The following is a 24,814-nucleotide window of genomic DNA, read 5'->3' as shown; positions in this document are numbered from 1 at the left end:
TGACCCCCGAGGTGGCCAGCTACACCGGTGCGCGGACGACAAGGAAGCGATTTTGAATGGGAAGCGTCGGGAACGGCTGGCCGAGAGGCGGCGGCGAAATCGGCGAATTGTTACGGCATCCGGCTTTCCACGCCGTTGGTCTCGGTCCGGTCGAAAGCTGGCCTGCGTCTCTCAAGCATATCGCCGAAATGGTGTTGAATTCCCGCCAGCCCAAATTCGTCGCCTGGGGTCCAGAGCTCGCTTTTCTTTACAATGACGCCTACGTGCCTGTTTTCCCGCAGCGCCATCCCGACGCACTCGGAAGACCCTTCCGCGAGGTCTGGGCGGATATCTGGGAACAGTTTTCGCCGATCGTCGCCAGCACACTGGAAGGCAGCTCGCAGCTCTTCAAAGAGCTGCTCATTCCGATGCGCCGCGACGGCCGCACCGAGGACACCTGGTTCACCTTCTCCTACACGCCGCTGCGCGACGATGACGGCAAGGTCGCCGGCATCCTCTGCGCGGCCCTTGATGTCAGCGACCAGGTGTCGGCCAAGCGCGGCGAACAGACGGCGCTGGAAGAATTGCGCGCGAAATCGGAGGCGCTTGCGGTCGTCAACCGGGCGGGTGCCGCGGTCACCGCCGAGCCCAGTGTCGAACGCCTCACCCAGATTGTCGTCGATGCCGGCGTGACGCTGACCGGCGCCGAATTCGGCGCCTTCTTCTACAATGTCGACGATGGCGAGGGCGGCAGCTACATGCTCTATGCGCTCTCCGGTGTCGATCGGAAGAACTTCGAGAAATTCCCGATGCCGCGCAATACCAAGGTCTTCGCGCCGACCTTCGACGGCGAAGGCATCGTGCGCTCCGACGACATCCTGCTCGACCCGCGCTACGGGCAGAATACGCCGCACTCAGGCATGCCGAAGGGGCATCTGCCGGTCAGAAGCTATCTTGCCGTGCCGGTGAAATCACGCGACGGAAGCGTCATCGGCGGCTTGTTCTTCGGTCACGGCCAGCCCGGCCGTTTTTCCGAAGCGGCCGAGGCGAGCCTCGTCAGCCTCGCCGGCCAATCGGCCGTCGCGATCGACAATATCCGGCTCTTCCGTGCCGCTAAAGTCGAAATCGACCAGCGCCGCGACATGGAAGATCAGCTGCGGAAACTCAACGAAATGCTCGAGGTCCGCGTCGCGGCCGAGATCGCCGAACGCCAGCAGGCCGAAGCAGCACTCCAGCAGTCGCAGAAGATGGAATCGATCGGCAAGCTCACCGGCGGAGTCGCCCATGACTTCAACAATCTGCTGCAGGTGATCTCAGGCAATCTGCAGCTTCTCGGCAAGGATGTGGCAGATAGCGGCCGGGGTAAGGAACGCATTTCCAACGCGCTTGCCGCCGTCGAACGCGGCTCGCGGCTGGCAAGCCAGCTGCTCGCCTTCGGCCGCCGCCAGCCGCTGGAACCGAAGGTCATCAACATCGGCCGTCTCGTCACCGGCATGGACGACATGCTGCGCCGCGCGCTCGGCGAGGAGATCGAAGTCGAGACCATGGTCTCCGGCGGCCTTTGGAACACCTTCGCCGATCCGACCCAGATCGAGAACGCACTGCTCAACCTTGCGATCAACTCCCGCGACGCAATGGATGGCGCCGGCAAGCTGACGATCGAGGTCGGTAACGCCTTTCTCGACGATTCCTACAGCCGCACCCATCCTGAAGTCACCGCCGGCCAATATGTCGTGCTCGCCGTGAGCGATACCGGCTCCGGCATGACGCAGGAGGTGATGGAGCAGGCCTTCGAGCCCTTTTTCTCGACGAAACCGGAAGGCAAGGGCACCGGTCTTGGCCTGTCGATGGTCTATGGCTTCGTCAAGCAATCCGGCGGCCACGTGAAGATCTACAGCGAGATCGGCGAAGGCACGACCGTCAAGCTCTACCTGACCCGCTCGTTCCGGAGCGAGGATCGCGTCACGGCCGCCGACAGCGTACCCGCAGCCGGGGGCACGGAAACCATCCTTGTCGCCGAGGACGATGAGGGCGTGCGCGTCACCGTCGTCGAGATGCTGTCAGATCTCGGCTACTACGTGTTGAAGGCCAAGGATGCGCAAAGCGCACTCACCGTGATCGAAAGCGGCGCCCATATCGATCTGCTCTTTACCGATGTCGTCATGCCTGGGCCGTTGCGGAGCCCGGAGCTTGCGCGCATGGCGCGCGAGCGTCTGCCTGACATCGCCGTGCTCTACACATCGGGCTATACCGAAAATTCGATCGTCCATGGCGGCAGGCTCGATCCCGGCCTCGAACTGCTCTCCAAGCCCTATACGCGCGAGGAACTCGCCCGCAAGATCCGCCACGTGCTTACTATCAGGACGCAACGCCGCCAGGGGGCCAGCAATGTCGCAGTGGCCGTTCCCAAACATCCCGAGATCGCCCGTGAAAAGCTGAAGCTGCTGCTCGTGGAAGACGACGCCTTCATCCGTATGGATACTGCCGAGATTCTGCAGGATCTCGGCTATGACGTCATCGAAGCTGATAGTGGCGAAAGGGGCGTGGAAATCCTCGGACACACCATTGTCGACATCATCGTCGCCGATGTCGGCCTGCCCGGCATGTCGGGCCAGGTCTTTGCCGCCAAGGCCCGCGAGGCCTTTCCGTCGGTCGGCCTGGTCTTTGCCACCGGCAACAGCAGCCTGCCGGATGCAAACCGTCTCCCCGGCTCGGTGCTGCTGTCGAAACCCTTCAGCAGCACGGCGCTCGACCAGGCGGTCAAGAATGCCGTCCAGCAGCGGCCTGGCGCCTAGAGTATCTCTGTTCTTTGCTGTAACTTCTGCTTTATGCGTCGGCGCCGTCGAACTCGGGATATTTGCGCATCAGATCCACCTCGCTGGTGCAGCTGTCGTCGCGCGCCGTCAGTTCGATCGAGAGCGTGTCGGCAGGATCGAGCCGGCCATCATCGTGGTGGCTGCCGCCATCGTGACGACTGCCGCCATCGTGATAGACGGGAATGCGCGCGCCGCTCTGACTGACCAGCACGGCATCCCGCTCAAAGCCCCTCAGCAACAGCCAGTCACGCGGCGCCATCAGGCGGATGTCGACCTCGTAGGAACGCCCCTTCCCTTGCTTGAGGCTGACGGTATAGGTGACCGGCGATACCTGGCCGTTCACGTCGATCGCGCCGTTTCCATCGGCTTTGACGATGTGTTTTTCCATGTTCTCGGCTCCTTCTTATGTGCGGCCCGTGTGCAGGCTTTCCCATCGGAAACCTGATAAAATCGGCTTTTGTTCCCGAATCCGGGGCTTGCAAGCCATGCCCGCGGCCGGAACTTTTGGGCTCCGTACCGGTTCAATCCCTTTGCAAACCGACCGCCAACCAAGGATCGACAGCCGGTGGCTTGCCGCCGACCGCATCCGGTAAAAGGATTTTCGACATGGCCAAATCGAAGAAGAAATGGTCGCAGGACGTCACCGAGCACAGTGATGCGATGGACCTGAAGGAAGGCGTGTTCAAATCGGACGATCCGAAGAAGATTGCCCGCTCCGTCAAGCACTCTGCCGATGAGAGCGATCGCCGCAAGTCGAGCCCTTATCGCGCCGCCATGTCGATGCTGACCTTCTACATCAATCGCGCCGGCGAACAGCTGACGAAAAAGCGGCGTGGCACCCTTGAAAAGGCCAAGGACGAACTGCGAAAAGACTTCGGTCGTCAACCGAAAGATTGAGCGCTATGGCATACGAACTTTATTATTGGGACGGCATTCAAGGCCGCGGCGAATTCGTGCGGCTGGCGTTGGAAGAAGCCGGCGCCGACTATATCGACATCACCCGGCAGCCCGGGCGCGGCACCGGCGCCATGTTCGACATTATGGAGAGCGAAAGCGAACCACACATTCCCTTTGCACCGCCCTTCCTGAAGGACGGTGACCTCATTGTCCCGCATGTCGCCAACATCCTGTTTTATCTCGGTCCGAAGCTCGGCCTTGCGCCTAAGGATGAAGGCCTTCGCCATGTCGTCAACGGCCTGCAACTGACCGTCACCGATTTCGTCGCCGAAGCGCACGATACGCACCACCCGATCGATATGTCGCTCTACTACGAGGATCAGAAGCCAGAGGCAAAAGCCCGCTCGGCCGCTTTCATTCGCGACCGCATTCCAAAATTCCTCGGCTATTTCGAGCGGGTGCTGCGGCAGAACCCGAAAGGCGCCAACCATATGGTCGGCGATGCGCTCACCTATGTCGACCTCTCGCTCTTCCAGGTGATCGCCGGTCTGACCTATGCCTTTCCGAAGGCCATGACGAACAGCAAAGCGGAATATCCCGCCCTGCTGGCGCTGTATGATGCGGTGGCGAAACGTCCGAACATCGCCCGCTATCTCGCCTCCAACCGCCGCCTCGCCTTCAACGAGGAAGGGATTTTCAGGCACTATCCTGAGCTCGACGGTGCGGGCTGAATTAAGAGCCGTTCATTCGAGCGGCACCGCCGCATCGAAGAAATTTCCCCACGGGTCTCTCGGCTGGGTCTCCAACCGTTGCGGCACGTTTCCGAGCGTGAAAGCGGCGGGACCGCTCACCTCGTTCAATTCCGACCAATCCAGCGGCATCGAAACCGGCGCACCCGATCGCGCCCGCGTCGAATAGGCCGCGACTGCCGTGTTGCCGCGGCCGTTGCGGAGATAGTCGATGTAGATATGCCCACCGCGTTTTGCCTTCGTCGCGGTTGCCAGATATTTCTCCGGCGCGTCGGACGACATGCTTTCGGCCAGTGAATGGGCGAAATCCTTCACCTCCGCCCAGCCGGCCTTCGGCGCAAGCGGCGTGACCACATGCAGCCCCTTGCCGCCCGACGTCTTGACGAAGGCCGCCAGGCCACGTGCTTCCAGCCGCGTCTTCAATTCAAGCGCTGCGGTTATGACAGCGCTCCAGGTCACGTCCTCGCCGGGATCGAGATCCATAGTGATCATATCGGGTCTTTCCCAATTGTCGGCCGTCGTGCCCCAGGGATGAATTTCGAGCACAGCCGACTGCACCAGCGCCACGAGACCGTCGAAATCGCCGATGCGCAGCAGCTTTTCGCCGTCCGCCTCCTGCGGATCGGCGATCTCCTCGATATGCGGATTCATCCCCTTCCAGGCATGTTTCTGGAAAAACCGCTGGTGGCTTTTTATCCCGTCCGGCAGTCGCAGCAATGCCAGCGGCCGATTGACGACATAAGGCGCCATAAATGGCCAGACCGCCGCGTAGTAATCCGCCAGCGCCTGTTTGGTCACGCCCTCATCCGGCCAGTAGAGCCGGTCGGGATGCGTCAAAGATACGTCCGATGTCGGCGGATTTCTGGGGCTCATTCTTCGATCTCGCTTGTGAGGAAATCAAGTAGCCTGTTTTCCTCGGCCCGCAAGCCCCGCAGCGGCTCGTTGCCGCTCTCGATCAGCGGATGATCGTTGCCGGCGAGCGCGATGATCGCCGGATGGATATAGCTCGAGCGCGAGATCGCCGGTGTGTTGTGCAGCGCCTCGGCCGCAGCCTCCGACATCTGCTTTACCGTCGGCCGGCCGCCACTGAGGATCGCCTCGCGCGCCGCCCCGAAGGCCGCCAGCGATCCGGCCCAGGTGCGGAAGGTCTTCGCCGAAATGGGAATCCCAGATATCTCGGCCAGATAGGCGTTCAACCGGCCGGAATCGATCGGCTTCAGCGCCCCGCTTTCATCCTTCCAGACGAAGAGCTGGCGGCCGGGCAGGTCGGCTATCTCCTCCAGGATCTTCTGCAGCCTGGGATGCTTGAGACTGCGCTGGACACGCTTGCCGCCCTTGGCGCGGAATTTCAGCTCGATCTGCCCGTCGACGATCTTCAGGTGCCGCTTCAGCAGCGTCGTTGCGCCATAGGTGCCGTTCTCCCTGACATAGGCCTGGTTGCCGACGCGTAAGTGCGCCTCGTCGAGCAGCGTCGTTAAAGCCGCCAGCACGCCGTTGACATCCTCCGCACCGGTGTCGAGATGGCGCAGCACGGTGCGGCGTATCCGAGGCAGGGCCCGGCCGAACTCGATCAGCTGATGGAATTTACCCGCGCTTCGGAAGGACTGCCATTCCTTATGGTAGCGGTATTGCTTGCGCCCGCGCGCATCGAAGCCGGTCGCCTGCAGATGGCCGTTGTCGTGGAGGCAGATCCAGACATTTTCATAGGCCGGCGGCAGACCGAGCGCGCCGATGCGCGCCCGCTGCAATTCGTCGGCAAGGGTCGTGCCGTCGGGCATCACATAGCTGAAACCCTTACCCTTCCTTCGTCTGCGGATGCCTGGTTCGGTATCGCTGACATAGACGAGACCAAGGTCGCTGATGGCTTCGGCATTCATGTTCTCTGCGACCCGTTACTTGCTCCTGCGGCCGAACTGGAACCACCACCGGCGCCCGGCCTTGGTCATATCCTTCAGCGGCTCGGTCTGTCCCTCCGGCGCAAAGACGGCCACGCTCTGGGCATAGACCATGACCGGATTATCCTGATCGCGAACCTTGAAAGCATCCCTCTCCGCCCCGGTGTCGGCAATCCGCGACCATTTCGTCAGTCCATTTATCTCCGGCACGTGGAATTCGCAGTCGCCGCCGGCATTGAAGATGAGGAAGAGGTCATCCATCGTCTCGGTCTCGGGCGCATTCGCGCTCTTCGAGAGATAGACGCCGAGCACCCGCAGCTCATCATCGTTCCAGGCATCGTCATCCATGAAGCCGCCGTCCGGTCTGTACCAGGCGATCTCGATGCGGCCGTCCTCGCCGGTTTCGCCGGTCAGGAACCGCTCCTGCCGCAGAACGGGATGGGCCTTGCGGAAGGCGACTGCCTGCCGGCAGAAATCGAGGAAAGGATCGTCGAGCCCTGCCCAATCGGTCCAGCCGATTTCGTTGTCCTGGCAATAGGCGTTATTGTTGCCGTCCTGGCTGTTGCCGAGCTCGTCGCCGGCCAGGATCATCGGCACGCCCTGGGAGAGCATCAGCGTCGCCATCATGTTGCGGCGCCGCCGTGCCCGCGCGGCGTTGATATCGGCATTATCGGTCGCACCCTCGGCACCCATATTGTCGGAATGATTATCCGAATGGCCGTCCCGGTTGTCCTCGCCGTTCGCCTCGTTGTGCTTGTCGTTGAAGGAGACCGTGTCCATCAGCGTGAAGCCGTCATGGGCCGACAGAAGATTGATCGAGGAGGTCGCTCCCCGGTCGGAATGGTTGAACTGCAGCGCCGAGCCGGTGACGCGCGCCGCCACCTCTGACACCATGCCGCCATCACCCTTCCAGAAACGGCGCACGTCGTCGCGGAACTTGTCGTTCCACTCGCGGAAGGGATGCGGGAAGCCGCCGACCTGATAACCGCCCTCGCCGATATCCCAGGGCTCGGCGATCAGCTTGACGCCCGATAGCATCGGATCCTGCCTTATGGCGCCGAAGAAGCCGCCCTGGCGGTCGAATTCCAGATCCTGCCGCCCGAGCGTGCTGGCGAGATCGAAGCGGAAACCGTCGATATGCATGACGCCCACCCAGTAGCGCAGGCTGTCGAGAACCATGCGCATCACCATCGGGTTGGCGACATTCAGCGTGTTGCCGGTCCCCGTCGTGTCGAAGGTATGGCGCGGATCGTCGGGGGAGAGAATGTAATAGCTCGCATTGTCGAGCCCGCGGAAGGACAGTGTCGGTCCCTTCTCACTGCCTTCGGCGGTGTGGTTATAGACCACATCCATGATGACTTCGATGCCGGCGGCATGGAACTTCTTCACCATGGTCTTGATTTCGGTGATCTTGTCGCCGGACATGTAGCGCGATTGCGGCGCAAAGAAGCCGAGCGTCTGGTAGCCCCAATAGTTGCTGAGGTTGTTTTCCAGGAGATAACGATCGTCGAGGAAATACTGGATCGGCAGCAGCTCGATCGCCGAGATGCCGAGCTTGACGAGATGGTCGATGATGGGATCGCTGCACATGCCGAGAAAGGTGCCGCGCAGCCGGTCGGGCACCTTTGGATGCGTCATCGTCAGGCCGCGCACATGCGCCTCGTAGATGATGGTATCGGGCCAGGGGCGGCGGATCGCCTCTTCACCCGCCCAATCGAAGTCCGGGTCCTGCACCACGCCCTTGACCATGAAGGGCGCACTGTCGCGCTCGTCGAAGGAAAGGTCGTCCTCGCCGATCTGATAACCGAACAGCGCGTCGTCCCATTTAAGCTCGCCCGTCACCTGTTTGGCATAGGGATCGAGCAGCAGCTTGTTCGGATTGAAGCGATGGCCGGCGGCAGGATCGTAGGGACCATGAGCGCGATAGCCGTAGACCGTGCCCGGTCCGACGCCGGCAATATAGCCGGACCAGATGTCGCCTTCGCGCTTCGGCAGCGGCAGCCGGGCGACCTCCTTCTTTCCATCAGGCGAGAAGAGGCAGAGTTCGATCTGTTCCGCATGGGCTGAAAAGATGGCGAAATGGGTGCCCGAACCAATATATTCCGCCCCGAGTTCCGGCTTGAGGAAGTCGAGTTCCGAAAATGAAAAGCTCATGGTGCCCCGCTTGGTAAAAAGACCAAGCGGATAACGTAACGGCGGTTCGAAAGTTCCCTCGTGAAAGGGAAAAAGGAACGATGTTGCGCGCCGAAGGAAGGGCCTATGGCATCAGCTGGCCGCCATTGACCTCGATGATCTGGCCGGTGATGTAACCCGATAGCGTCGGCGAGGCGAGGAAGAGATAGGCGCCGACGCAATCTTCCGACGTGCCGACAAACCCCATCGGGATCGACTTGCGCTGCAGCTCCATCTGCTCGTCATTGGTATAACGCTCGTGGAACGGCGTGGCGATGACACCCGGTGCCACCGCGTTGACGCGGATCCTGTCGGCGACGAATTCCTTGGCGTGACCACGCGTGATCGTCGAGACGAAGCCCTTTGATGCCGCATAGAGGATCGCACCATTGCCGCCGCCATTGCGCGCGGCGATCGAGGTGGTGTTGATAATGAAGCCACCCTGCTTCTTCAGCCAGGGATGCGCCGCACGCGTTGCCGCCAGCACCGAGCGGGCATTGAGGTCCATGACCGCGGCGTAATGCGCGTCGGTATAGTCCGAGGTCGGCTTGCGCCCCAGCATGCCGCCGGCATTGTTGATGAGCCCGTCGAGATGACCGAAGGTCTTCGCCGTCTCCTCGACGACACGCTCGGTCTCGCCTTCCCTCGACACGTCACCCTGGATCAGATGCACCGTGCCGCCGGCAGCCCGGATCTCCTCGGCAAGCTTCTCCGCCGGTTCGCGGCTGGCATTGTAATGCACGCCGACCTTGGCCCCTTGAGCGGCAAAGGCGCGGGCAAGCGCCGCGCCGATCCCGGTCGAGGCGCCAGTGATCAGTACGGCCTTGCCGGACAGGTCCGGCAGCTTGATGGATGCGAGCGATTGCGCAAGTTCGACCATGGCGACGATTGCCTCCCGAAAAACCAAGGACATAGGTGATGAAACGAATATGAGAAGTCTTATCAGGGGAACTCGACCAAGGGCAATGCACGAAAGCGGGAGATATGGTGCCTAGTCCCGACCAGCGGGATTGAGTTCCCGAGAGAGATCGACAAGTGTCGCGCCCCGGCCTGGCAAAGTTTCCTTGCTGCTTTCGATATAAGGGCCGTAAGCATCTAGGAAAGACTGCACGGTATCATTGAAGAAGACCGCGGTTGTTTCCTTGGAGCAGAGCGACGCGCTCACGCAAAGACCAAGCCGGTTGAAGAAATAGACGACCTCCCTAACCTGCTCCTGGTGCGCGGGCTCCTGCGCGATCCGACGGTTAAAGGACTGCAGAAGGTTGTCCCTAGCGTGTCCGCTCGTCTCGGCCGTCCTCCTGTCGGCGGGCGGGACCGTCTCGATGAACGCCGTATAGAACTTACGAAGTTCACCATAGGCTTGCCGATAGCCCTGCGTTTCCCATGTCTCGATGAGAGTGAGCGTATATTTCGTGCGTTCGGTCTCCTGGCTCTCGCGGTACTCGAAGACCGCCCAAAAGATACCCCCCACCGCGCCGACGAAGGTCACTACGGTGACAATGCTGCTCAGAAGCGACCAGCCGGCATCCGAAACGTGGAAGAAAGAGAGCCCGACCCGCCGCTTGGATGATGGCTGGCTCATGGCTTGCAGTTCTCGACCAGATCGAACCGCACCGACGGATCGATCGTACCTTCGTGCCCATCCAGCAATCGCTTGAGGCAAATAAGGCTTGCCTCATCGAAAATGTAGACCGAGCGTAGCTCACGCTGGTTCCGCGCGCTGGATTCACTTCCGGCTGGTAATAGCCCGGGCATCCGATCAAGACCGCGTCGTTCGCGTCCGTCGTCCCCGGCGCAGGCGGAGAGATCGACCTCCGCATTGCTCGTTTCCGCGCTTCGAGCAGTTGAAAGAAACTTTTCATAGTCCTGACGGAAGCAATTTGCCCGCACTCCATCCAGCTCGACGACCTCGTCGCAGATGAGGCACGCAGCAAGGGAGGCCGCCGGAGGCAGAAGCAGCATGGCAACGGTTAGGACCGCAACCGCTTTATACGCGTCGCGAAATCTAAAAGAGGGCATAGTCTCCCACCAGTCGGCTGTTGATGATCCAGGGTGTCTGCTTGCCGTCGCTCGCCGCGAAAACCAGCGTCTTGACGCCGCGATACAGTTCGGAGGCCTCAATGCGACCATTATGGTTGTGGTCATAACGATCGCGTTCCTTTCCGAGGACGGTAACGATCGCGTTGGTGAACAGGCCCCCGACCTCGCGCCGCCCGAGCGACTCCTGCCGCCCTTTCGCAGCGGCGAGAACGGTGAGATTGGATCTGAGGGCAGCGAGGCTGTTGGCGAGATCGTCGTTGGTGGTGAAAGACCCGGTCCCCGCGGCGCCCGAGTGGCAGGCATCAAGAAGGATGGTGATGCGCGCCTCGGTCCTTTCGAACAGCGCGGCCAGCCGGTCGAAAGGCAAGGCTGTGTGTTCGAGATCCGTTGGATCGGTGGCCGACGTCGCGAAATAGAAACGCCCATTGCGATCCTGCATGCCATGGCCGGCCAGAAACAGGACCGCGTGGTCCCCACGGGCCAGCCCGTCCAGCAGTCGCGCCGTCGCCTCCAGTATGGCCTCGGGCGTGGCACGCCTGTCCTTCGGCCCTACCTCGCCGCGGAACGGTGGCTCTTTGCCAAGCGGCTCGGTCAGCGTTTCGAGCACCGTGCCTGCATCGCGCAGAGGGTAGTTGAGCGAACGGAGGCGCTCATCCTCGTAAGTGTTCACGCCGATGACGAGCGCGCGGGTGACCGCACGGCGCGCAAGAGGCTCGCCGAGATCAGCGGATACCGGGAGGCTCGCCAGGCCCGCAGAATTGAATCCGATGACCGACACCCAACGCGCGTCCTTGAGCCTCTCGAACGACACTGCATTTGCGACGGTGGCCGCATCAACCGTTTCGGTCAGCACACCGTCCTGAAAAACGGACATATGCACCGTCTCGGCCGGATCGAAGTGCAATACGGCTCTTACGCGACCGCCGTTTTCCTCGAGCGCGATCTCGCCTGTCAACGACGGCGGTACGCCCACCTCGGAGACGGCCTGCGGCGTCTGCCCGCGATCAAGGACAGCGCGCGCCAGATCTGGAACCAGGCGCGCCGTGCCAAACCGGTCGAGACTATACTGTCCAACCCTACCGGGAAACTTCAGATCGATGAGGGCGGCGGCCTCGGCTGTCGCGTCGTAAAAGTAGTCCTTGGTCCAGACCGCGATCTCGTCGTCGGCGATGCGCCCGGACAGGAGCGACTGCCTATCGTCTAGAATGGCGTGAATATAGAAGTTGCCGTCAGAATTAAGTTGCACCGCATGGCGACGGTCTTTCGTCAACCAGGCCTCGACGAGGAGATCGCCATTCGGAAGATTCTCGCCGATCCAGAGGAATTTCTGCGTTGCGCGGTCACGCACGGTAATGACGCCGTTGCCGGGCGCATAGGTCAGCAGAAGGTCGTCATTGGCTTTGATACGAAAAGAGTGCTCGTACCACAGACGATGGGCATTGTTTTCGAAGAAAAATGCGCCTTCCGCCTGAAGTGCCGCACTCGCCGCCGGCGCGGGGCGCGCGATATCCATGACGTAAAGGGCAGCATAGGGCCTGAGGCTCCCGAACGTCGCGCCCGCGACACACTCCGCACGCGCCACCCATACTGGCCCGCGAGACGTGCGGACCGTCGAGACCTCGACAACATCGCGAGGCGCTAACAGCGAGCCCGTGCCCCCCGTGTTCGAGGATTCTCCGAGCAGAAGATGTTCACAGTCGGAGATCGGACCCTCGTCCCCGACGGGCAGAGCCCAGTCGAAGCGCCAGCCCGCACGCTCCGCCTCGCGGCGGAAGCGCCCCATCGCCTCTGCGGATCGTTTCAGCCGCTTGTCACGATCAAGCGCGTGAAGGTCGCTATTCTCACCTGCCGCGTAGGACGCGACGAGGCGTTCACCGTCGACCATTGGATCGAGCGCGACGCCGAGGCGCAAGAGTTGTTCGGGCAAGGCTGCGGCGAGAGGTGTGTCGTTGCCGGCTCTGATGGAGCCTTGGTCGTTCGATGCCACGGCCGTATCGATCATGACTGCCTGAAGCTCAATTTTGCCCAATGTGCGCGACAGGCTCTCCGTAAAATCGCGGGGGCGGCGGCTGTCGGCGTCCGCGACCTCCCAGTCTTCCCAGGTACTGGTCGTCTTGAAGCCGCCGGCAACATCGAATTCCCGAGCGACACTGACGGGCGACACCATGCCAAGCGACCAGAACATATGAAAATGAAGGGGAATGGTCTCGCCACCTTGAGAACTGTAAGCGCCGGAGGAATTTGCCGTCGAGGCGTAATCCGGGTTCTGGAGCGCACCAACGCGGTAGCCGGCGCCACCCCAGATGGCGTAGGCGGCATTCTCCAGATCGATCGCCACGCGCGTCTGACCGCGTTCCGCGGTGCAGCAAGACGGCCCGGTAATCTGCTCCCGTATGCGCAAATGATCACCGAAGGTGGAGGAAAAATTCACCTCCGCCCAAGGCGCGAGCGTGGTGAAGACGACGCTGTCGCCGAGCGCCCAGCGAAGGTCGCCGGCATCCGCTGTCGCAGCCGTATGCCCATCGACCATGTCGACGATGTCGAGCCGGCCATTATGCTCGACGCCGATGAAGCGGTGGGTCGGCGAGATCTGCAGGTGTGTGCCTGCCCGCTCGACGATTTCCGTCCCGCTTGCCGCATCCAGCAGAAGAAAGCGGGTATCGTTGAGGAGGATGCGGCGGGAGAATTTAGGGACATCGATACTATGTGTGAACGCCGCGCGGCCCTCGGCGGTGTTGAGGACGATCTCAGCAGGCGCCGGTGCGATTTCGAGCCGCTCTGACTCTTCCTTCAGAACGATCTCCTCCTCGCAGGCGCGCAGATAGCCCACTAATGAGACGGATAGGTTCAATGGCCCGGCTTGCAGCGGAATGGTTGAAACTGAACCACTCGCTGCGGCGCCACGCGTCGCCAGGGCGACCATGGCGCGTGTCTTGCCGAGACCGGTTTTCATCGCGAACGGATTGGGTGCGTCAGGACCCAACGCGACATGCCCCTTGCCTTTAAAACGGACGGGCTGTTCTGCTTTGACCATGAACCAAACCGGTATGCGATCTTCGAGCGTGTTGCCCGACCACTCGATTTCAAAACTGTTCCCGGCGCGGAGCGGTCCCTGATGCGGCAGTGTCCATTGGAATTTTTCGGCCAGACGCCGGAGCGTCTCCTTCTCCTCGTCGCATGACCCGCCGAGCCTGCGAGCAGCTTGTTTTACGCGAGCCTGAAAGCCCTCCAGTGTCTCGCCCTCTCGCCACCCGACCGCTCCATCCACGATCGGTCCCGGTCCGCGGGTGGGTGGAGGTGCTAAACCCGCTTTCCGGCCATCGAAAACGCCGCTCTTTCCGGCTGCGTAGGGTTTGGGCGAGCCCTTTTCGGACTTCAGGAAACATGCCCCGCCGCTCGGGTTGAACGTATAGGCCCGGCACATGTCAGTTTCCGAGCAGATCGCCATACATTCGCCTTCCGTCAGGCCACGCAGAAGCGGATCGGCCAGCCCATGTCGAATGTCATTGCCAGCAAGATCCGTATTCGGCTGCGAGGTCCAGGTTCCTTCGGACGCGGTGACCTCGGCCAGTTCGTCGGCAAGGCGGGCGAACTGCCCAGGGTAGGGATCCTGGCCGCTACGGAGCCGGGCGACGAGGGTAGCACATGCCTTTCCAACCCGGTCGTATTCGGGGCCGAATTGCGCGAGACCGAAGGACATCGACCATGTCCCCAACTTGAGGTTCAGCGACCGCCCGGAGGAAAGGCGGGCGATGAGCGCTGCATCACGAGCGGCATCGAGGACCGGTCTCTTGCGGATGCCATCGAGGGGAAGCGTTGCCTCAGGGCCTCGATCCACCGTCAGACCCGCGCCAGAGCCCGACGGTGTCGAGTAGCCCGCCACCTCTTCTAAATCAAGGACCACACCGGCTTCGGCATCGCAGGCAAGACGAAGGCAGACCTTGCTGTAGCCGGTGGAGGCGCAGATTTTGCTCCCGATCCCGGTGTCGTCCGGCTGCCACGGTGGCAAGACCGCATCGCCGACAACCGGGCCTGTCCTATGGGAGAGCTCCTCCTCCATGTTGACGGCATGTGCCTCGCGGATCGATGCCGGGGCTTCCCAGCTCCGATCCGCCGCCCAGGCCGCCATCGCAGCCATGGTCGCTTGGTCTGTCTGCCCATTCACCGGCCCCGAATAGTAGCCGAGCCGTGAGAGGGCCGTTTGAACGCGACGAACAGTCCCATCTTCTGGACCAGAGCTTGGACGATCCTGTTCTGCAACCTGTCCCTGCGCGCGTTCAGCTTCCAGGGAATTGAGATGCGCGACACGGAGGGTTGTTGGAGCCTCCCATCCCCGGTCGCGTGCCCACGCTATAACCGAACTCCACGTCTCGACCCCGGCATCTCCGTCGATCGGACCATGATAGTAACCGAGCGCTTCCAGGGCACGCTGCAGGCGTTGCACTTGCGATCTTGTCAGCTGCGACCGAAGAGTCGGTATCGGTTTAGACGTTCGGCGACCAGCATCTGGTGGCGCAGCATCACGCGTGACGCCGTCGGTCAAGCTCCTGATGACGTCGAGAGGAGACTGCGCCAGAGCCGGCTGCGACAGCAACATGACACATGCCAGAGCAATCCCTATAACCCTCATTGCTGCAGCATGGCCCCCAGCCAATAGTTAATAAACAGTATACTGCCGAAGAACTGAGGGTTCCTCAAGTGAATATTTAAGGATTGGTGCGTCTTAGCCGTTACTTCCCTAGCAGAGAGCGTCGCCGCATCGTCCGCTACTACACCAATACGAACTCTACTTTTGCGTGAATCAAGTTATTCCTTGCCTTGTAACGCTTTGTTCTTTCGCCATCCAGAATGGCACACAAGCCAGCGGATCTGAATGATCGCGGTCCGGCCTCGTCGTCCATTTGTTACGGTGGAGGCGACTGTGCAGCCTGCGGTGTTGGCGATTTGGCGGCAAAAATCGCGACGATGCGAAAACCTTGAGTGGGCGTCGTCACCGATGTCCACTCTCGATACCGCCCGTGAGGATTGGCAAGGCGCCTGTTACGGCGCCATGCCGAAGGCCGGCTGCGGTTTCTGGCGGGCGAGAGGCGGGAACGCGAGCGCTATCGCCGCAGCCCCCAGCCCGACCATCGCGGAGCCGATGAACAGCCAGGAATAATTGGCGAAGGTGTCGAATATCCAGCCGCCGATGAGAGGGCCGAAGGCCATGCCGAGGCTGGAGAGCATCGTCGCCGCACCGAAGACCGTGCCGATGATACGCGGCCCGAAATATTCACGCGCCAGCACGGCATAGAGTGGCATCACACCGCCATAGGCACTGCCGAAGACGATTGCGAGCGCGTAGAATTCGCCGAGCTGGCTGACGAAGAGATAGGTCGCAAGGGCTGCCGCCTGCACCAGCAGGCCCGCGACGAGCACCGGCTTCACCCCGATCCTGTCGGCAAGGCTGCCATAGAGCAATCGGCCGCCCAGTCCCGCCAGGCCCTCGACGCTGTAGATGCTGACGGCCGCCATCGGTGCGACGCCGCAGATCGTCGCATAGTTCACCATGTGGAAGATCGGCCCGGAATGCGCCGCGCAGCAGGCGAAGAAGGTCAGGCCAAGCACGATGAATTGCGGCGATCGAAAGACTTTAGACAGTTGCGGCCGAGCGCCGTCGGCCGCGAACTCGGTTCCGGTGTCAGTGGTCTCGGCAGGTGGGCGCCTGACCAGCAGCGCGGCCGGCACCAGCAGCACCCAGGCGGCAACGCCGATGATCAGCATGGCCGGCCGCCATTCATAGGCCGAGATCAGCCAGCGCGCGAAAGGGGAGATTGTCATCGGCGCAACGCCCATGCCGGCGGAGACCAGCGACACCGCAAGCCCGCGGTTTTCGTCGAACCAGGCGGTCGTCGCCGCGATCATCGGCGCGAAAAACGTGCTTGCCGCCAGTCCGACAAGAATGCCGTAGGTCAATTGGAACTGCAGCAGCGTCTCGGCCCGGCTCGCCAGCACCAGCGCCAGGCCGAGCAGCACGGAGCCTATCAGCACGACGACGCGCGGGCCGAAGCGATCGCTTGCCGCCCCCCAGAAGAAGCCGCCGAAACCCATGACGATGAAGTTCAGCGTCATCGCGCTCGCTATGCCGACATGCGACCAACCGGTCGCCGTCGCGATCGGCTCCTGGAAAATCGCCAGCGAGAACATCGCGCCGAGTGCGACGCATGTCATCAATGCGCCCGCGGCGACGATGACCCAACGATAGGAAACACCCATGGCTTCATAACCTCCATGCCGACAGAGTGATCGCGACGCATGCGGCAAGCCTACCGCATTTCGCGCCTGCGATCTCAAGACGTTTGAGCCGCGGCGGATTCGACAGCGCACTCACATCTTTTTTTGTGTCGAACCGGCGATGGCCCTATCGGCGATGCGCTCTGATCCTCGAAGCTAGAGCCATTCCTGGTCAGATTGCAACATTCTGTTGGCTCAAACGGAGTCGGATGGTCGACCGGCCGGCGCGCGTCGTAGCCAAGCTCTACGGCCAAGCCGGCCGGTCGATCAGCCGGCCCGTTTCAGCCAACCCGAAGGGCCGGGCATCTTTGCGCCAGGGCAGAGGCGATCGGCTCGGACGTACCAAAGTGTATGCCCTTCGCCAATCGCCTCTGCCCTGACGAAAACCTGCTCCGGCAGAATGCTACAATCTGACCAGGAAAGGCTCTAGTCCAATCCCAGTCTCTGGAACAGTTCGGCCGGTGCACCGTACCGTTCGATGACTTGCCGCATAAGACGCAGCATTCGTTCTCGCTCTTCAGGTCGGTCCTGCCAGAGGTCTCGCTTCTGCTCTGGATCAGAGCGTCGATTAAATAGCAGCGGCTGGCTGTCGAGGTTCCGCCGGTCTCCGGGGCCGTCGGGAGTGATGGGAATTTTCCATTGCGGCATGTCGATACCGGGAATGTAGCGCCCATGATCGACGGGCTTGTCCTGCGGCTCGATGGTGGTTGGTACCATGGTCGAGTAGGCGTAAAGCGGCTTGTCGCGATCCGGTGGCTGGATCAGCGTCCATTCGCCATCGGTGCAGCAGATGCCTTGCCCGAATGTCCCGTAAATGACGGCGTTCCGCGCGTTGCCGATCTCGCCCTTGAGAAGCGGCAGAAATGAATGCGAGTGCGTCTGTCGTGGCGGCTCGACGCCGGCGATCGCCAGGATTGAGGCGAAGAGGTCGACGGTCGACGTCAGATTTTCAATCGCGCCGCCATTGGCTTGGAGGCCGGGGTGCCAGACGAGCAGCGGAATGTTCGCGTGGCTGTCGAAATGCGGGAATTGCTTGCCATAGCCGCCCCGTTCACCGAGATCATGTCCATGATCGGTGGTGACGATAACGGCCGTGTCGTCCCAGAGTTGCAGTTCGTCCAGGGTGGTGAACAGCTTGCCCAGCCACCGGTCCGTCATCGTCAGTTTGGCGCCATACTGGGAGCGAACGAACGCCAGCTCCTCGGGGCTCGCCTGGCTCATGAACTCCGCCTGGCGCACCGCATCCTGATAGGGCGGCCACAACGTAAAGCGGTCTCGCGCCGCACCGTCGCCGTACATCGAGGCATAGGGCTCCGGGACATCGAAGGGCTCATGCACGTCGAAGGACTCGACCTGCAGGAAGAACGGCTTTCCGGTCTTCGGTTTGGCGAGCCATTCGCTCGCTGATGTCATCACCTTGGCAGGAAAGAAATCGGCCTCATCCTTGAAGTTTGCGACATTCGAGAAGTAGCGGTGACCATAACCCGGGCGCCATTTTTCGATATTGTGCACCCATTGCGGCAGATCTGCCTCAGGCACGAGCGGCTCCCAGAAATCCAGCTCGTGCCCTCGAATGAATTCCGCGCCCTGGAAGCTCTGGATGTAGCCGTTCGCCGACTCCTCCCAGTAGTGATAGTGATCGGTGACGATCGCGGTTGTGTAACCCGCACTCTCCAGCAGTTTCGGCAGGCGTAGGTCGAAGGGTTCGAGCGGTCCCCAAGGACGCCATTGCATGCCGCTGAACCCGGCAAAAATCTCACGCCGCGCCGGCATGCAGGGCAGGCTTCCGACAAAGTGATTGTCGAAACGCCACGCCTTTTTGGCGAAAGACTGAAGGTTCGGCGTCGCGAACTCGGTTCCGCCATAGGCCGAGAGAGCATTGCGGTTAACGCTGTCGATAAGCACGAGTATGATGTTCATGGAAGGACCTTCGATGTTCGTTCGAGGCGTTCACACCGCTACAGCTTCACTGCACCGGCCGCGAGATCGGAGACGAGCTTTCGCTGAAGCAGCATGAAAAGGACAAGTGTCGGCAGCGTCGAAATCACCGACGCCGTCATCACCAGATTCCATTGCGTGGTGTATTCGCCGAAAAAGCCGGCAAGCCCCACCGGCACGGTCTTGTTTTCGTCCGCTGTCATCAGTGTCAGGGCAAACAGAAATTCATCCCACGCCGACACGAAGGCGTTGACCGCGACCGTCACCACACCCGGCCAGGCGATCGGCAGAATGACCTTGAAGATGATCTGGATCGTCGAAGCGCCGTCGAGCTTGGCCGCCTCATCGAGATCCTGGGGAATTGTGTCGAGGTAGCCGAGCAGCAGATAGATGGCGAATGGCAGGTTCATCGCCGTATAGGACAGAACCAGGCTCAGCGGATTGTTGATCAGCCCCACGGCGAAAAACATCGAATAAAGCGGCGTGATGAGGATCACGTAGGGAAAGAGCTGCGTGCAGATCACCAGGATCAGCAATAGGCCGCGGCCGCGGAAATCGCGGTTCCGCGAAAAGCCATAGGCGGTTATCAGCGAGATGGTAACGGCCGCAACAGTCGAGATCGTGCAGACGACAAGGCTGTTTCTGAGGTAGTTCGGGAACGGCGAGTTTTGAAGGAGAGTGTAGTAGTTTTCCAGGGTAACGCTGGTGAACAGCTGAAACGTCCGGGTGAATATTTCCTTGTCCGGGCGGAAGGAAATCAGCACCACCCAAATGAAGGGAAACGCCAAAATCAGCAGCAGGCCGATACCCAGAATGACGGTGATCAGGTCCTTGGCAAACCTGATATGCCGAGCCCGATGCGCCATCGAAACATTCATGACGACGCTCCCCGTTTCCTGCGGGAGAGAACCCCGAGGTAGATGAGCGCAAAGGCGAACATCATCAAGCTCATCAGAACGCCGATGGCGGCACCCTCGCCGACGCGATAGTCGACAAACGAAACCGTATACATCTTCGTTGCCAGAACCTGCGTGTAGTCGCCCGGCCCTCCCCGTGTGGCGAGCCAGACGTAGACGAAATTGTTGAAGGTCCAGATCGTCGTCAGCAGCGCGACCACCGCGATCACGGGCTTCAGCATCGGCAGGATGATGCGCAGGTGTATCTGAAACTCGGACGCCCCGTCGATGCGGGCCGCTTCCCTGAGTTCCCTCGGAATCGACTGCAGCGCCGCGAGGAAAGTGATGATGACGAAAGGAAGCTCGCGCCAGATCAACATGGTTTCGACCGCCCCCCAGACCGTCGACGTCCTGGAAAGAAACGGAATTCCCCTGTCGATGAGCCCAGTCGATAAGAGAAACTGGTTGACCGCGCCGTAGCGGGGGTCGAGCAGCCACTTCCAGGCGGCGACGGCGACGACCGGCGGCGTTACGAAGGGGACAAGGACCAGCGACCGGACGAGCCAGCCGATGCGCCATCTGGCAAAGACCTCAGCGTTGAGAAGGATCGCGAGCGCAAGTCCGAGTGCCAGTCGAATGACGACCGTCACGAATGTCAGCAGGAAAGCCGTGTTGAACAACGCGCCGGCAATTCCTTCATCTTTGAGGACGGTGACAAAGTTGGCAAAGCCGACCCACTGACCCGGCTTTCCCAGATCGAAAAGACTGAGTTCCTGAAAGCTCAGCGCAATATTGTAGAATGCCGGGCCGGCGAAAAAGATTGCCAGGATGAGCATCGCCGGCATGACCAGGCCATAAGGCTCGAAATGCCAACTCCGGAATAATCCTCGTCTTTCGACGCGCTTGGCCAGCGCGCCGTCCGGGTTTGCGGAAACAGACATTGTCAGCCCTTGCCGCGGGCGAGCAAGTCGTTGAGTTCCTTGATGATGACATCCGCAGCCTCATCAGGATTGCGCTGCCCGGAGAATACGGCGCCGAACTCGCGATTGATAAGGGCTGTCATGCTCGACACCTTGATCGGGGAAGAGATGTACCGCTCGAAGGTCTGCGCCAATGGCAGCATCGTCACATAGCCCTGCTCGGCCGGAGGAAACTGGAGCTGTGAAAGCAGCGACTTCTGCGAGGGATATTGGTTGTAGGTTTTGAAGGTCTCGGGGCCGACGAGATATTTGACGAACTCCCAGGCCTCCTTCTGATGCTTGGTGTTGGGATTGATGCCCAGCGCACGTCCGCCAAGATGGGAGATGCGCTTCTCCGTCCCTTTCGGAATAGGTGCGGTCAGCAGGGGGTTGTCCGATTGTTTCTGGGCGGCCCTGAAGGTTTGCGGCGGAAAGAACGTGATCGCGCAATCGCCTCGGCCGAGCCCGCCGATCAGCTCGGGATCGCCCCACGCATTCACGGTGATGAGGTTTTCGGGTGCTGTTCCATCCACGAAAAACTGATTGAAATAGTTCATTGCCGCCGCCAGTTGCTGGGGCGTCACGGACACTTTCCATTTCCCCGGGCTTTCCTCCGCGACCAGGGTCGAGCCATTGCTCCAGAGGTAATAATTCACAAGCGTCCACATGCCGCTGTCGGGTGCGCTGCCTGCGGGGAAGCAGAAACCGTATTGTTCAGTTCCGCCACCTTCGGTGGTCAATTTCTTGGCAGTTGCAGCAAGATCATCCCAGCTATCTGGAAAGTTTGAGACACCGGCTGCCTGCAGGAGATCAGGGCGATAGGCCATCGAGAATGTATCTGCCGTCCATGGCAGGCCGAAGATCTTATCGTCGAGGGTGGCGAGGTCGAGAGCCAGAAAATCGTCGGTGCCAGCTCCAGGCGCATTCGATTGGATGAGAGGACTGAGATCGAGAAGCAGCTTCGATCGCGCCAGATCACGCGTCCACACGAAAGCCAGCTGCTGAACATCCGGTCCCGCACCGGCGGGAATTTCGCGCGCCAACTGGGCAAGCGTGTCGCCGCCCGACATCGTCTCCAATTTAACCTGGACATCGGGATGACTGGAATTCCAGGCATCGACGGCGGCAATCAGGCCTTGAATTTCGGTTGGGGGATCGAATTGACGAAACGTCAGTTGGACCTTGTCCTGTGCGGCCGATGGAGCGATCGCAAAGATCATCGACGCCGCCGTCGTCGCGGCGAAAATCAGCTGTCGGCCTATGCTATTTTTAAACATCGGTTCCTCCTCCTTCTATCCCCATCCCGCGCCCCGATTTCCTTGTCGAAGGCTTATTCTTCTGTGTAGAGCGTCCGTCGAGAACGTGCCCATGAGCACGAAATTCCCTTCCATTGGGGCTTTCGCAGCACTTGGCACGCTCGAATTAGTCTACTATTGTTGTGTACAATGTGGCGCAGATGGCGCTGAGGTCAAATGCAAACATGCTATATGTTATGCATAATTCGCATAGGGAGAGAGATAGATGCGGGAGCTACGCCAATTCGTCGAAGTGGCAAACCAGCGATCGATCTCGCGTGCCGCCAAGAAGCTGAATATTTCGCAGCCGGCGCTTTCCCGGGCGATCCGGCAACTCGAAGACAGCTACGGCGTTCCGCTGTTCAACAGGACCGGAGCCGGCGTCGAATTGAGTGTTTACGGTTCAGCCCTTTATAGCCGGGCAGTGCGGATATTGCCGGCGCTCGATGAAGCGAAAGAAGAGATCGAACACCTTCAGGGTCGCGCCAAGGCCGTTATTCGGGTGGCCACCGGCGATCTTTGGGGGCTCGTGATATTGCCGGGGATCATAAAAGCCTTCAGCCGGACGCATCCGGGTGTCGTCGTCCACGTCGAGATAGCCGATGACGGCACGCGTTTCGAGGGAATGCGGCACGGCGTCTACGATCTCGTCTTCGGAACGCTCTCCTACAAATATGAAGCCGTCATGCAGGTCGAGTTCGAAACCCTGGCAAGACAGGCGACCTACATCTACTGCGACAAGGATCACCACCTGGCCAAAGCGGCAACTGTCACCCTCGATGATCTTCTGCGTCAGCGCTGGATCAGTCCCGGTTACGGAGATGATGAAGGGCCTGGTCAGCTCGAGCGTCAGACCCGAGATTTTGCCGTACGTGTGGACTCCATGCTGCAGGCTCTGTTGATCATGCAGGGTTCGCCGCTGGTGATGGCCGCCTCCAGCGGCTTTGTGAAATTATTCGATGGATTCGGGATCAGACCCGTGATGTTCCAGGACCACGGCCGGGTACAGGAATCGGGCGCAATCTATTTTCCGCGCGCACTCGAAAAATCCCCGGTCCGCGATTTCCTGCGTCTGGTGCGTGGTTCGATGCCGTTGTTGGCGTTGCCTGAATTCTCGCTCATTGAAACTGCGTGATCAAAGCGTGCGAAACATAACCAATGCGTCGACATAACCCTGCGTCGGATGAAGGAAGACGCCAGGAAGCCGGCCGACGATATCGAAGCCGAGAGATTGCCACAGCCCAACCGCGCGATCGTTGCTGCTGACGACGAAATTGAACTGCATCGCCCGAAAGCCCTGCAAGCGGGCATGGTCCAGGGAATGCTCATGCATCAGCCGGGCGACGCCACGGCCGCTCGCGGCAGCATCGGTCATGTAGCCGCAGTTGCAGACATGCCTGCCGCCGCCTGCCTGGTTGGCCTTGATGTAATATGTGCCGAGGATCGCACCATCCTCTTCGGCGACGAAGGTCTCGCGGTCCGGTCCCATCCAGTAAGCCAGCGCATCGGCTTCGCTCAGATCGCGATCGAGCGCATAGGTTTCGCCGGCGCGGATCGTCGGACCGATGATCCTCCAGATGGCGCTTTGATCGTTCTTGTCTGCGGGTCGGATCAGCATGCCCGATCTCTAACGAAACCGGGTGCCCCGCGCAACGGGCCGGCAGCCTCCGGCAAAAGCTGGAAGCGTCCCGGCCTCAAACCCTTTCAAGCGCTATCGCAATCCCCTGCCCGACGCCGATGCACATGGTCGACAGCGAATATTGCCCGCCGGTCTCCAGAAGCTCCAGTGCCGCCGTGCCGGTGATGCGGGCGCCCGACATGCCTAAGGGATGACCGAGGGCGATCGCGCCACCATTGCGGTTGACCCGCTCGTCGTCATCAGCAATGCCGAGCGCGCGCAGCACCGCCAGCCCCTGGCTGGCAAAGGCTTCGTTGAGTTCGATCACGTCGAACTGCTCCTGGGTCATGCCGAGCCGCGCCATCAGCTTGCGCGAGGCCGGGATCGGCCCGACACCCATCACCCTTGGCGGAACCGCGGCAGCCGCGCCCCCAAGGATACGCGCGATTGGTGTCAGGCCGTATTTCCGCGCCGCCGCTTGGGAAGCGACGATCAGCGCCGCCGCCCCGTCATTGACACCGGAAGCATTGCCCGCCGTCACCGTGCCGCCGTCCTTTTTGAAAGGCGTGGCGAGTTTCGCCAGCGTTTCGATCGTCGTCGCGCGCGGATGCTCGTCCTTGTCGACGACAACAGGATCGCCCTTGCGCTGCGGGATGGTCACCGGCGTGATCTCCTTCGCCAGCCGTCCGTTTGCCTGGGCGGCGGCCGCCTTCGCCTGGCTTCGCACTGCGAAGGCATCCTGGTCTTCGCGGCTGACATGATAGTCCTCGGCGACATTCTCGCCGGTCTCCGGCATGGAATCGACGCCGTACTGCTTCTTCATCAGCGGATTGACGAAGCGCCAGCCGATCGTCGTGTCGTGAATTTCGGCCGCGCGTGAAAAGGCCGTCTCGGCCTTCGGCATGACGAAGGGCGCGCGCGACATGCTCTCGACGCCACCAGCGATCATCAGCTCGGCCTCACCGGCGCGGATGGCGCGCGCCGCGGTGATCACAGCATCCATGCCGGAGCCGCAGAGCCGGTTGATCGTCGTGCCCGGAACTGTGATCGGAAGACCAGCCAGCAGGGCCGACATGCGCGCGACATTGCGATTGTCCTCGCCCGCCTGATTGGCGCAGCCGAAGATCACATCGTCGACGGCTTCCCAGTCGACGGCGGCATTTCGTTCCATCAGCGCCTTCAGTGGGATCGCACCGAGATCGTCGGCCCGCACCTGGGACAGCGAGCCGGCGAAGCGGCCGATCGGCGTTCTGATATAGTCGCAGATAAAGGCTTCGGTCATGGCTT

General features: G+C 61.1%; 19 protein-coding genes. 4 read left to right on the top strand and 15 right to left on the bottom strand.

Annotated elements, in window-relative coordinates; genetic code table 11:
• The first annotated feature begins 56 nt into the window (after positions 1 to 56).
• Entirely contained in the window at positions 57 to 2,774 is a 2,718-nt protein-coding gene (locus FFM53_RS31800) for a hybrid sensor histidine kinase/response regulator (protein ID WP_138389704.1), read from the top strand.
• Between the two features lie 31 nt (positions 2,775 to 2,805).
• On the opposite strand, the gene FFM53_RS31795 is transcribed toward FFM53_RS31800, so the two are convergent.
• Positions 2,806 to 3,183: a hypothetical protein gene (locus FFM53_RS31795; RefSeq protein ID WP_138389705.1), complete on the bottom strand. Its 378-nt coding sequence runs from the start codon at positions 3,181 to 3,183 to the stop codon at positions 2,806 to 2,808.
• A gap of 218 nt (positions 3,184 to 3,401) precedes the next feature.
• Here FFM53_RS31795 and FFM53_RS31790 point away from each other — a divergent pair, with 218 nt between their 5' ends.
• Positions 3,402 to 3,692 carry a DUF3175 domain-containing protein gene (locus tag FFM53_RS31790; RefSeq protein WP_138389706.1) on the top strand — a complete coding sequence of 97 codons (291 nt, stop codon included), beginning with the start codon at positions 3,402 to 3,404 and terminating at the stop codon, positions 3,690 to 3,692.
• 5 nt (positions 3,693 to 3,697) lie between these two features.
• The gene (locus FFM53_RS31785) at positions 3,698 to 4,423 is read left to right on the top strand and encodes a glutathione S-transferase (RefSeq protein ID WP_138389707.1); all 726 of its coding nucleotides are present in this window, start codon (positions 3,698 to 3,700) and stop codon (positions 4,421 to 4,423) included.
• A gap of 12 nt (positions 4,424 to 4,435) precedes the next feature.
• Here FFM53_RS31785 and ligD read toward each other — a convergent pair whose 3' ends face one another.
• The 12 genes from ligD to FFM53_RS31725 form a co-directional block, all read right to left on the bottom strand.
• Positions 4,436 to 5,314 carry a non-homologous end-joining DNA ligase gene (ligD, locus tag FFM53_RS31780; RefSeq protein WP_138389708.1) on the bottom strand — a complete coding sequence of 293 codons (879 nt, stop codon included), beginning with the start codon at positions 5,312 to 5,314 and terminating at the stop codon, positions 4,436 to 4,438.
• Positions 5,311 to 6,318 carry a DNA topoisomerase IB gene (locus FFM53_RS31775; protein WP_138389709.1) on the bottom strand — a complete coding sequence of 336 codons (1,008 nt, stop codon included), beginning with the start codon at positions 6,316 to 6,318 and terminating at the stop codon, positions 5,311 to 5,313. Before FFM53_RS31775 ends, ligD begins: the two co-directional genes overlap by 4 nt.
• A gap of 15 nt (positions 6,319 to 6,333) precedes the next feature.
• The gene (gene glgX, locus FFM53_RS31770) at positions 6,334 to 8,490 is read right to left on the bottom strand and encodes a glycogen debranching protein GlgX (protein ID WP_138389710.1); all 2,157 of its coding nucleotides are present in this window, start codon (positions 8,488 to 8,490) and stop codon (positions 6,334 to 6,336) included.
• Positions 8,491 to 8,593: 103 nt separating this feature from the next.
• Positions 8,594 to 9,388: an SDR family NAD(P)-dependent oxidoreductase gene (locus FFM53_RS31765; protein WP_003548952.1), complete on the bottom strand. Its 795-nt coding sequence runs from the start codon at positions 9,386 to 9,388 to the stop codon at positions 8,594 to 8,596.
• 111 nt (positions 9,389 to 9,499) lie between these two features.
• Complete coding sequence (locus FFM53_RS31760) at positions 9,500 to 10,090, bottom strand: DUF4760 domain-containing protein (RefSeq protein ID WP_138389711.1); 591 nt, start codon at positions 10,088 to 10,090, stop codon at positions 9,500 to 9,502.
• Positions 10,087 to 10,527: a hypothetical protein gene (locus FFM53_RS31755; RefSeq protein ID WP_138389712.1), complete on the bottom strand. Its 441-nt coding sequence runs from the start codon at positions 10,525 to 10,527 to the stop codon at positions 10,087 to 10,089. Before FFM53_RS31755 ends, FFM53_RS31760 begins: the two co-directional genes overlap by 4 nt.
• Complete coding sequence (locus tag FFM53_RS31750) at positions 10,514 to 15,091, bottom strand: caspase family protein (protein ID WP_246413334.1); 4,578 nt, start codon at positions 15,089 to 15,091, stop codon at positions 10,514 to 10,516. Before FFM53_RS31750 ends, FFM53_RS31755 begins: the two co-directional genes overlap by 14 nt.
• Positions 15,092 to 15,588: 497 nt before the next feature.
• Positions 15,589 to 16,803, bottom strand: coding sequence for an MFS transporter (locus FFM53_RS31745; RefSeq protein ID WP_138389714.1), 1,215 nt, complete (start codon positions 16,801 to 16,803; stop codon positions 15,589 to 15,591).
• 444 nt (positions 16,804 to 17,247) lie between these two features.
• Entirely contained in the window at positions 17,248 to 18,741 is a 1,494-nt protein-coding gene (locus tag FFM53_RS31740; RefSeq protein ID WP_138389715.1) for a sulfatase, read from the bottom strand.
• A gap of 38 nt (positions 18,742 to 18,779) precedes the next feature.
• Complete coding sequence (locus FFM53_RS31735) at positions 18,780 to 19,637, bottom strand: carbohydrate ABC transporter permease (protein ID WP_138389716.1); 858 nt, start codon at positions 19,635 to 19,637, stop codon at positions 18,780 to 18,782.
• Positions 19,634 to 20,596: a carbohydrate ABC transporter permease gene (locus FFM53_RS31730; protein WP_138389717.1), complete on the bottom strand. Its 963-nt coding sequence runs from the start codon at positions 20,594 to 20,596 to the stop codon at positions 19,634 to 19,636. Before FFM53_RS31730 ends, FFM53_RS31735 begins: the two co-directional genes overlap by 4 nt.
• Before the next feature lie 2 nt (positions 20,597 to 20,598).
• Positions 20,599 to 21,891, bottom strand: a complete 1,293-nt coding sequence (locus tag FFM53_RS31725) for an ABC transporter substrate-binding protein (protein ID WP_138389718.1) — start codon at positions 21,889 to 21,891, stop codon at positions 20,599 to 20,601.
• 244 nt (positions 21,892 to 22,135) lie between these two features.
• Between FFM53_RS31725 and FFM53_RS31720 the strand changes: the two genes are divergently transcribed.
• Entirely contained in the window at positions 22,136 to 23,044 is a 909-nt protein-coding gene (locus FFM53_RS31720) for a LysR family transcriptional regulator (protein WP_138389719.1), read from the top strand.
• Here FFM53_RS31720 and FFM53_RS31715 read toward each other — a convergent pair whose 3' ends face one another.
• Both FFM53_RS31715 and pcaF read right to left on the bottom strand, forming a co-directional pair.
• On the bottom strand, positions 23,045 to 23,527 hold the full coding sequence (locus FFM53_RS31715; protein ID WP_138389720.1) for a GNAT family N-acetyltransferase: 483 nt from the start codon (positions 23,525 to 23,527) through the stop codon (positions 23,045 to 23,047).
• A 76-nt stretch (positions 23,528 to 23,603) separates the two neighbouring features.
• A complete protein-coding gene (pcaF, locus tag FFM53_RS31710; RefSeq protein WP_138389721.1) occupies positions 23,604 to 24,809 on the bottom strand; it encodes a 3-oxoadipyl-CoA thiolase in 1,206 nt (401 codons plus the stop codon).
• Positions 24,810 to 24,814 lie beyond the last annotated feature (5 nt).

This window comes from Rhizobium indicum, from assembly GCF_005862305.2.
Taxonomy (GTDB): Bacteria; Pseudomonadota; Alphaproteobacteria; order Rhizobiales; family Rhizobiaceae; genus Rhizobium; species Rhizobium indicum.
Note: the sequence above shows the minus strand (reverse complement) of the source record. Positions and strands in the feature narration are given on the sequence as shown.

Excerpts from the sequence above, each read along its gene's own strand:
- FFM53_RS31800 (WP_138389704.1), top strand. The coding sequence starts at position 57 with ATGGGAAGCGTCGGGAACGGCTGGCCGAGAGGCGGCGGCGAAATCGGC.
- FFM53_RS31795 (WP_138389705.1), bottom strand. The coding sequence starts at position 3,183 with ATGGAAAAACACATCGTCAAAGCCGATGGAAACGGCGCGATCGACGTG.
- FFM53_RS31790 (WP_138389706.1), top strand. The coding sequence starts at position 3,402 with ATGGCCAAATCGAAGAAGAAATGGTCGCAGGACGTCACCGAGCACAGT.
- FFM53_RS31785 (WP_138389707.1), top strand. The coding sequence starts at position 3,698 with ATGGCATACGAACTTTATTATTGGGACGGCATTCAAGGCCGCGGCGAA.
- ligD (WP_138389708.1), bottom strand. The coding sequence starts at position 5,314 with ATGAGCCCCAGAAATCCGCCGACATCGGACGTATCTTTGACGCATCCC.
- FFM53_RS31775 (WP_138389709.1), bottom strand. The coding sequence starts at position 6,318 with ATGAATGCCGAAGCCATCAGCGACCTTGGTCTCGTCTATGTCAGCGAT.
- glgX (WP_138389710.1), bottom strand. The coding sequence starts at position 8,490 with ATGAGCTTTTCATTTTCGGAACTCGACTTCCTCAAGCCGGAACTCGGG.
- FFM53_RS31765 (WP_003548952.1), bottom strand. The coding sequence starts at position 9,388 with ATGGTCGAACTTGCGCAATCGCTCGCATCCATCAAGCTGCCGGACCTG.
- FFM53_RS31760 (WP_138389711.1), bottom strand. The coding sequence starts at position 10,090 with ATGAGCCAGCCATCATCCAAGCGGCGGGTCGGGCTCTCTTTCTTCCAC.
- FFM53_RS31755 (WP_138389712.1), bottom strand. The coding sequence starts at position 10,527 with ATGCCCTCTTTTAGATTTCGCGACGCGTATAAAGCGGTTGCGGTCCTA.
- FFM53_RS31745 (WP_138389714.1), bottom strand. The coding sequence starts at position 16,803 with ATGGGTGTTTCCTATCGTTGGGTCATCGTCGCCGCGGGCGCATTGATG.
- FFM53_RS31740 (WP_138389715.1), bottom strand. The coding sequence starts at position 18,741 with ATGAACATCATACTCGTGCTTATCGACAGCGTTAACCGCAATGCTCTC.
- FFM53_RS31735 (WP_138389716.1), bottom strand. The coding sequence starts at position 19,637 with ATGAATGTTTCGATGGCGCATCGGGCTCGGCATATCAGGTTTGCCAAG.
- FFM53_RS31730 (WP_138389717.1), bottom strand. The coding sequence starts at position 20,596 with ATGTCTGTTTCCGCAAACCCGGACGGCGCGCTGGCCAAGCGCGTCGAA.
- FFM53_RS31725 (WP_138389718.1), bottom strand. The coding sequence starts at position 21,891 with ATGTTTAAAAATAGCATAGGCCGACAGCTGATTTTCGCCGCGACGACG.
- FFM53_RS31720 (WP_138389719.1), top strand. The coding sequence starts at position 22,136 with ATGCGGGAGCTACGCCAATTCGTCGAAGTGGCAAACCAGCGATCGATC.
- FFM53_RS31715 (WP_138389720.1), bottom strand. The coding sequence starts at position 23,527 with ATGCTGATCCGACCCGCAGACAAGAACGATCAAAGCGCCATCTGGAGG.
- pcaF (WP_138389721.1), bottom strand. The coding sequence starts at position 24,809 with ATGACCGAAGCCTTTATCTGCGACTATATCAGAACGCCGATCGGCCGC.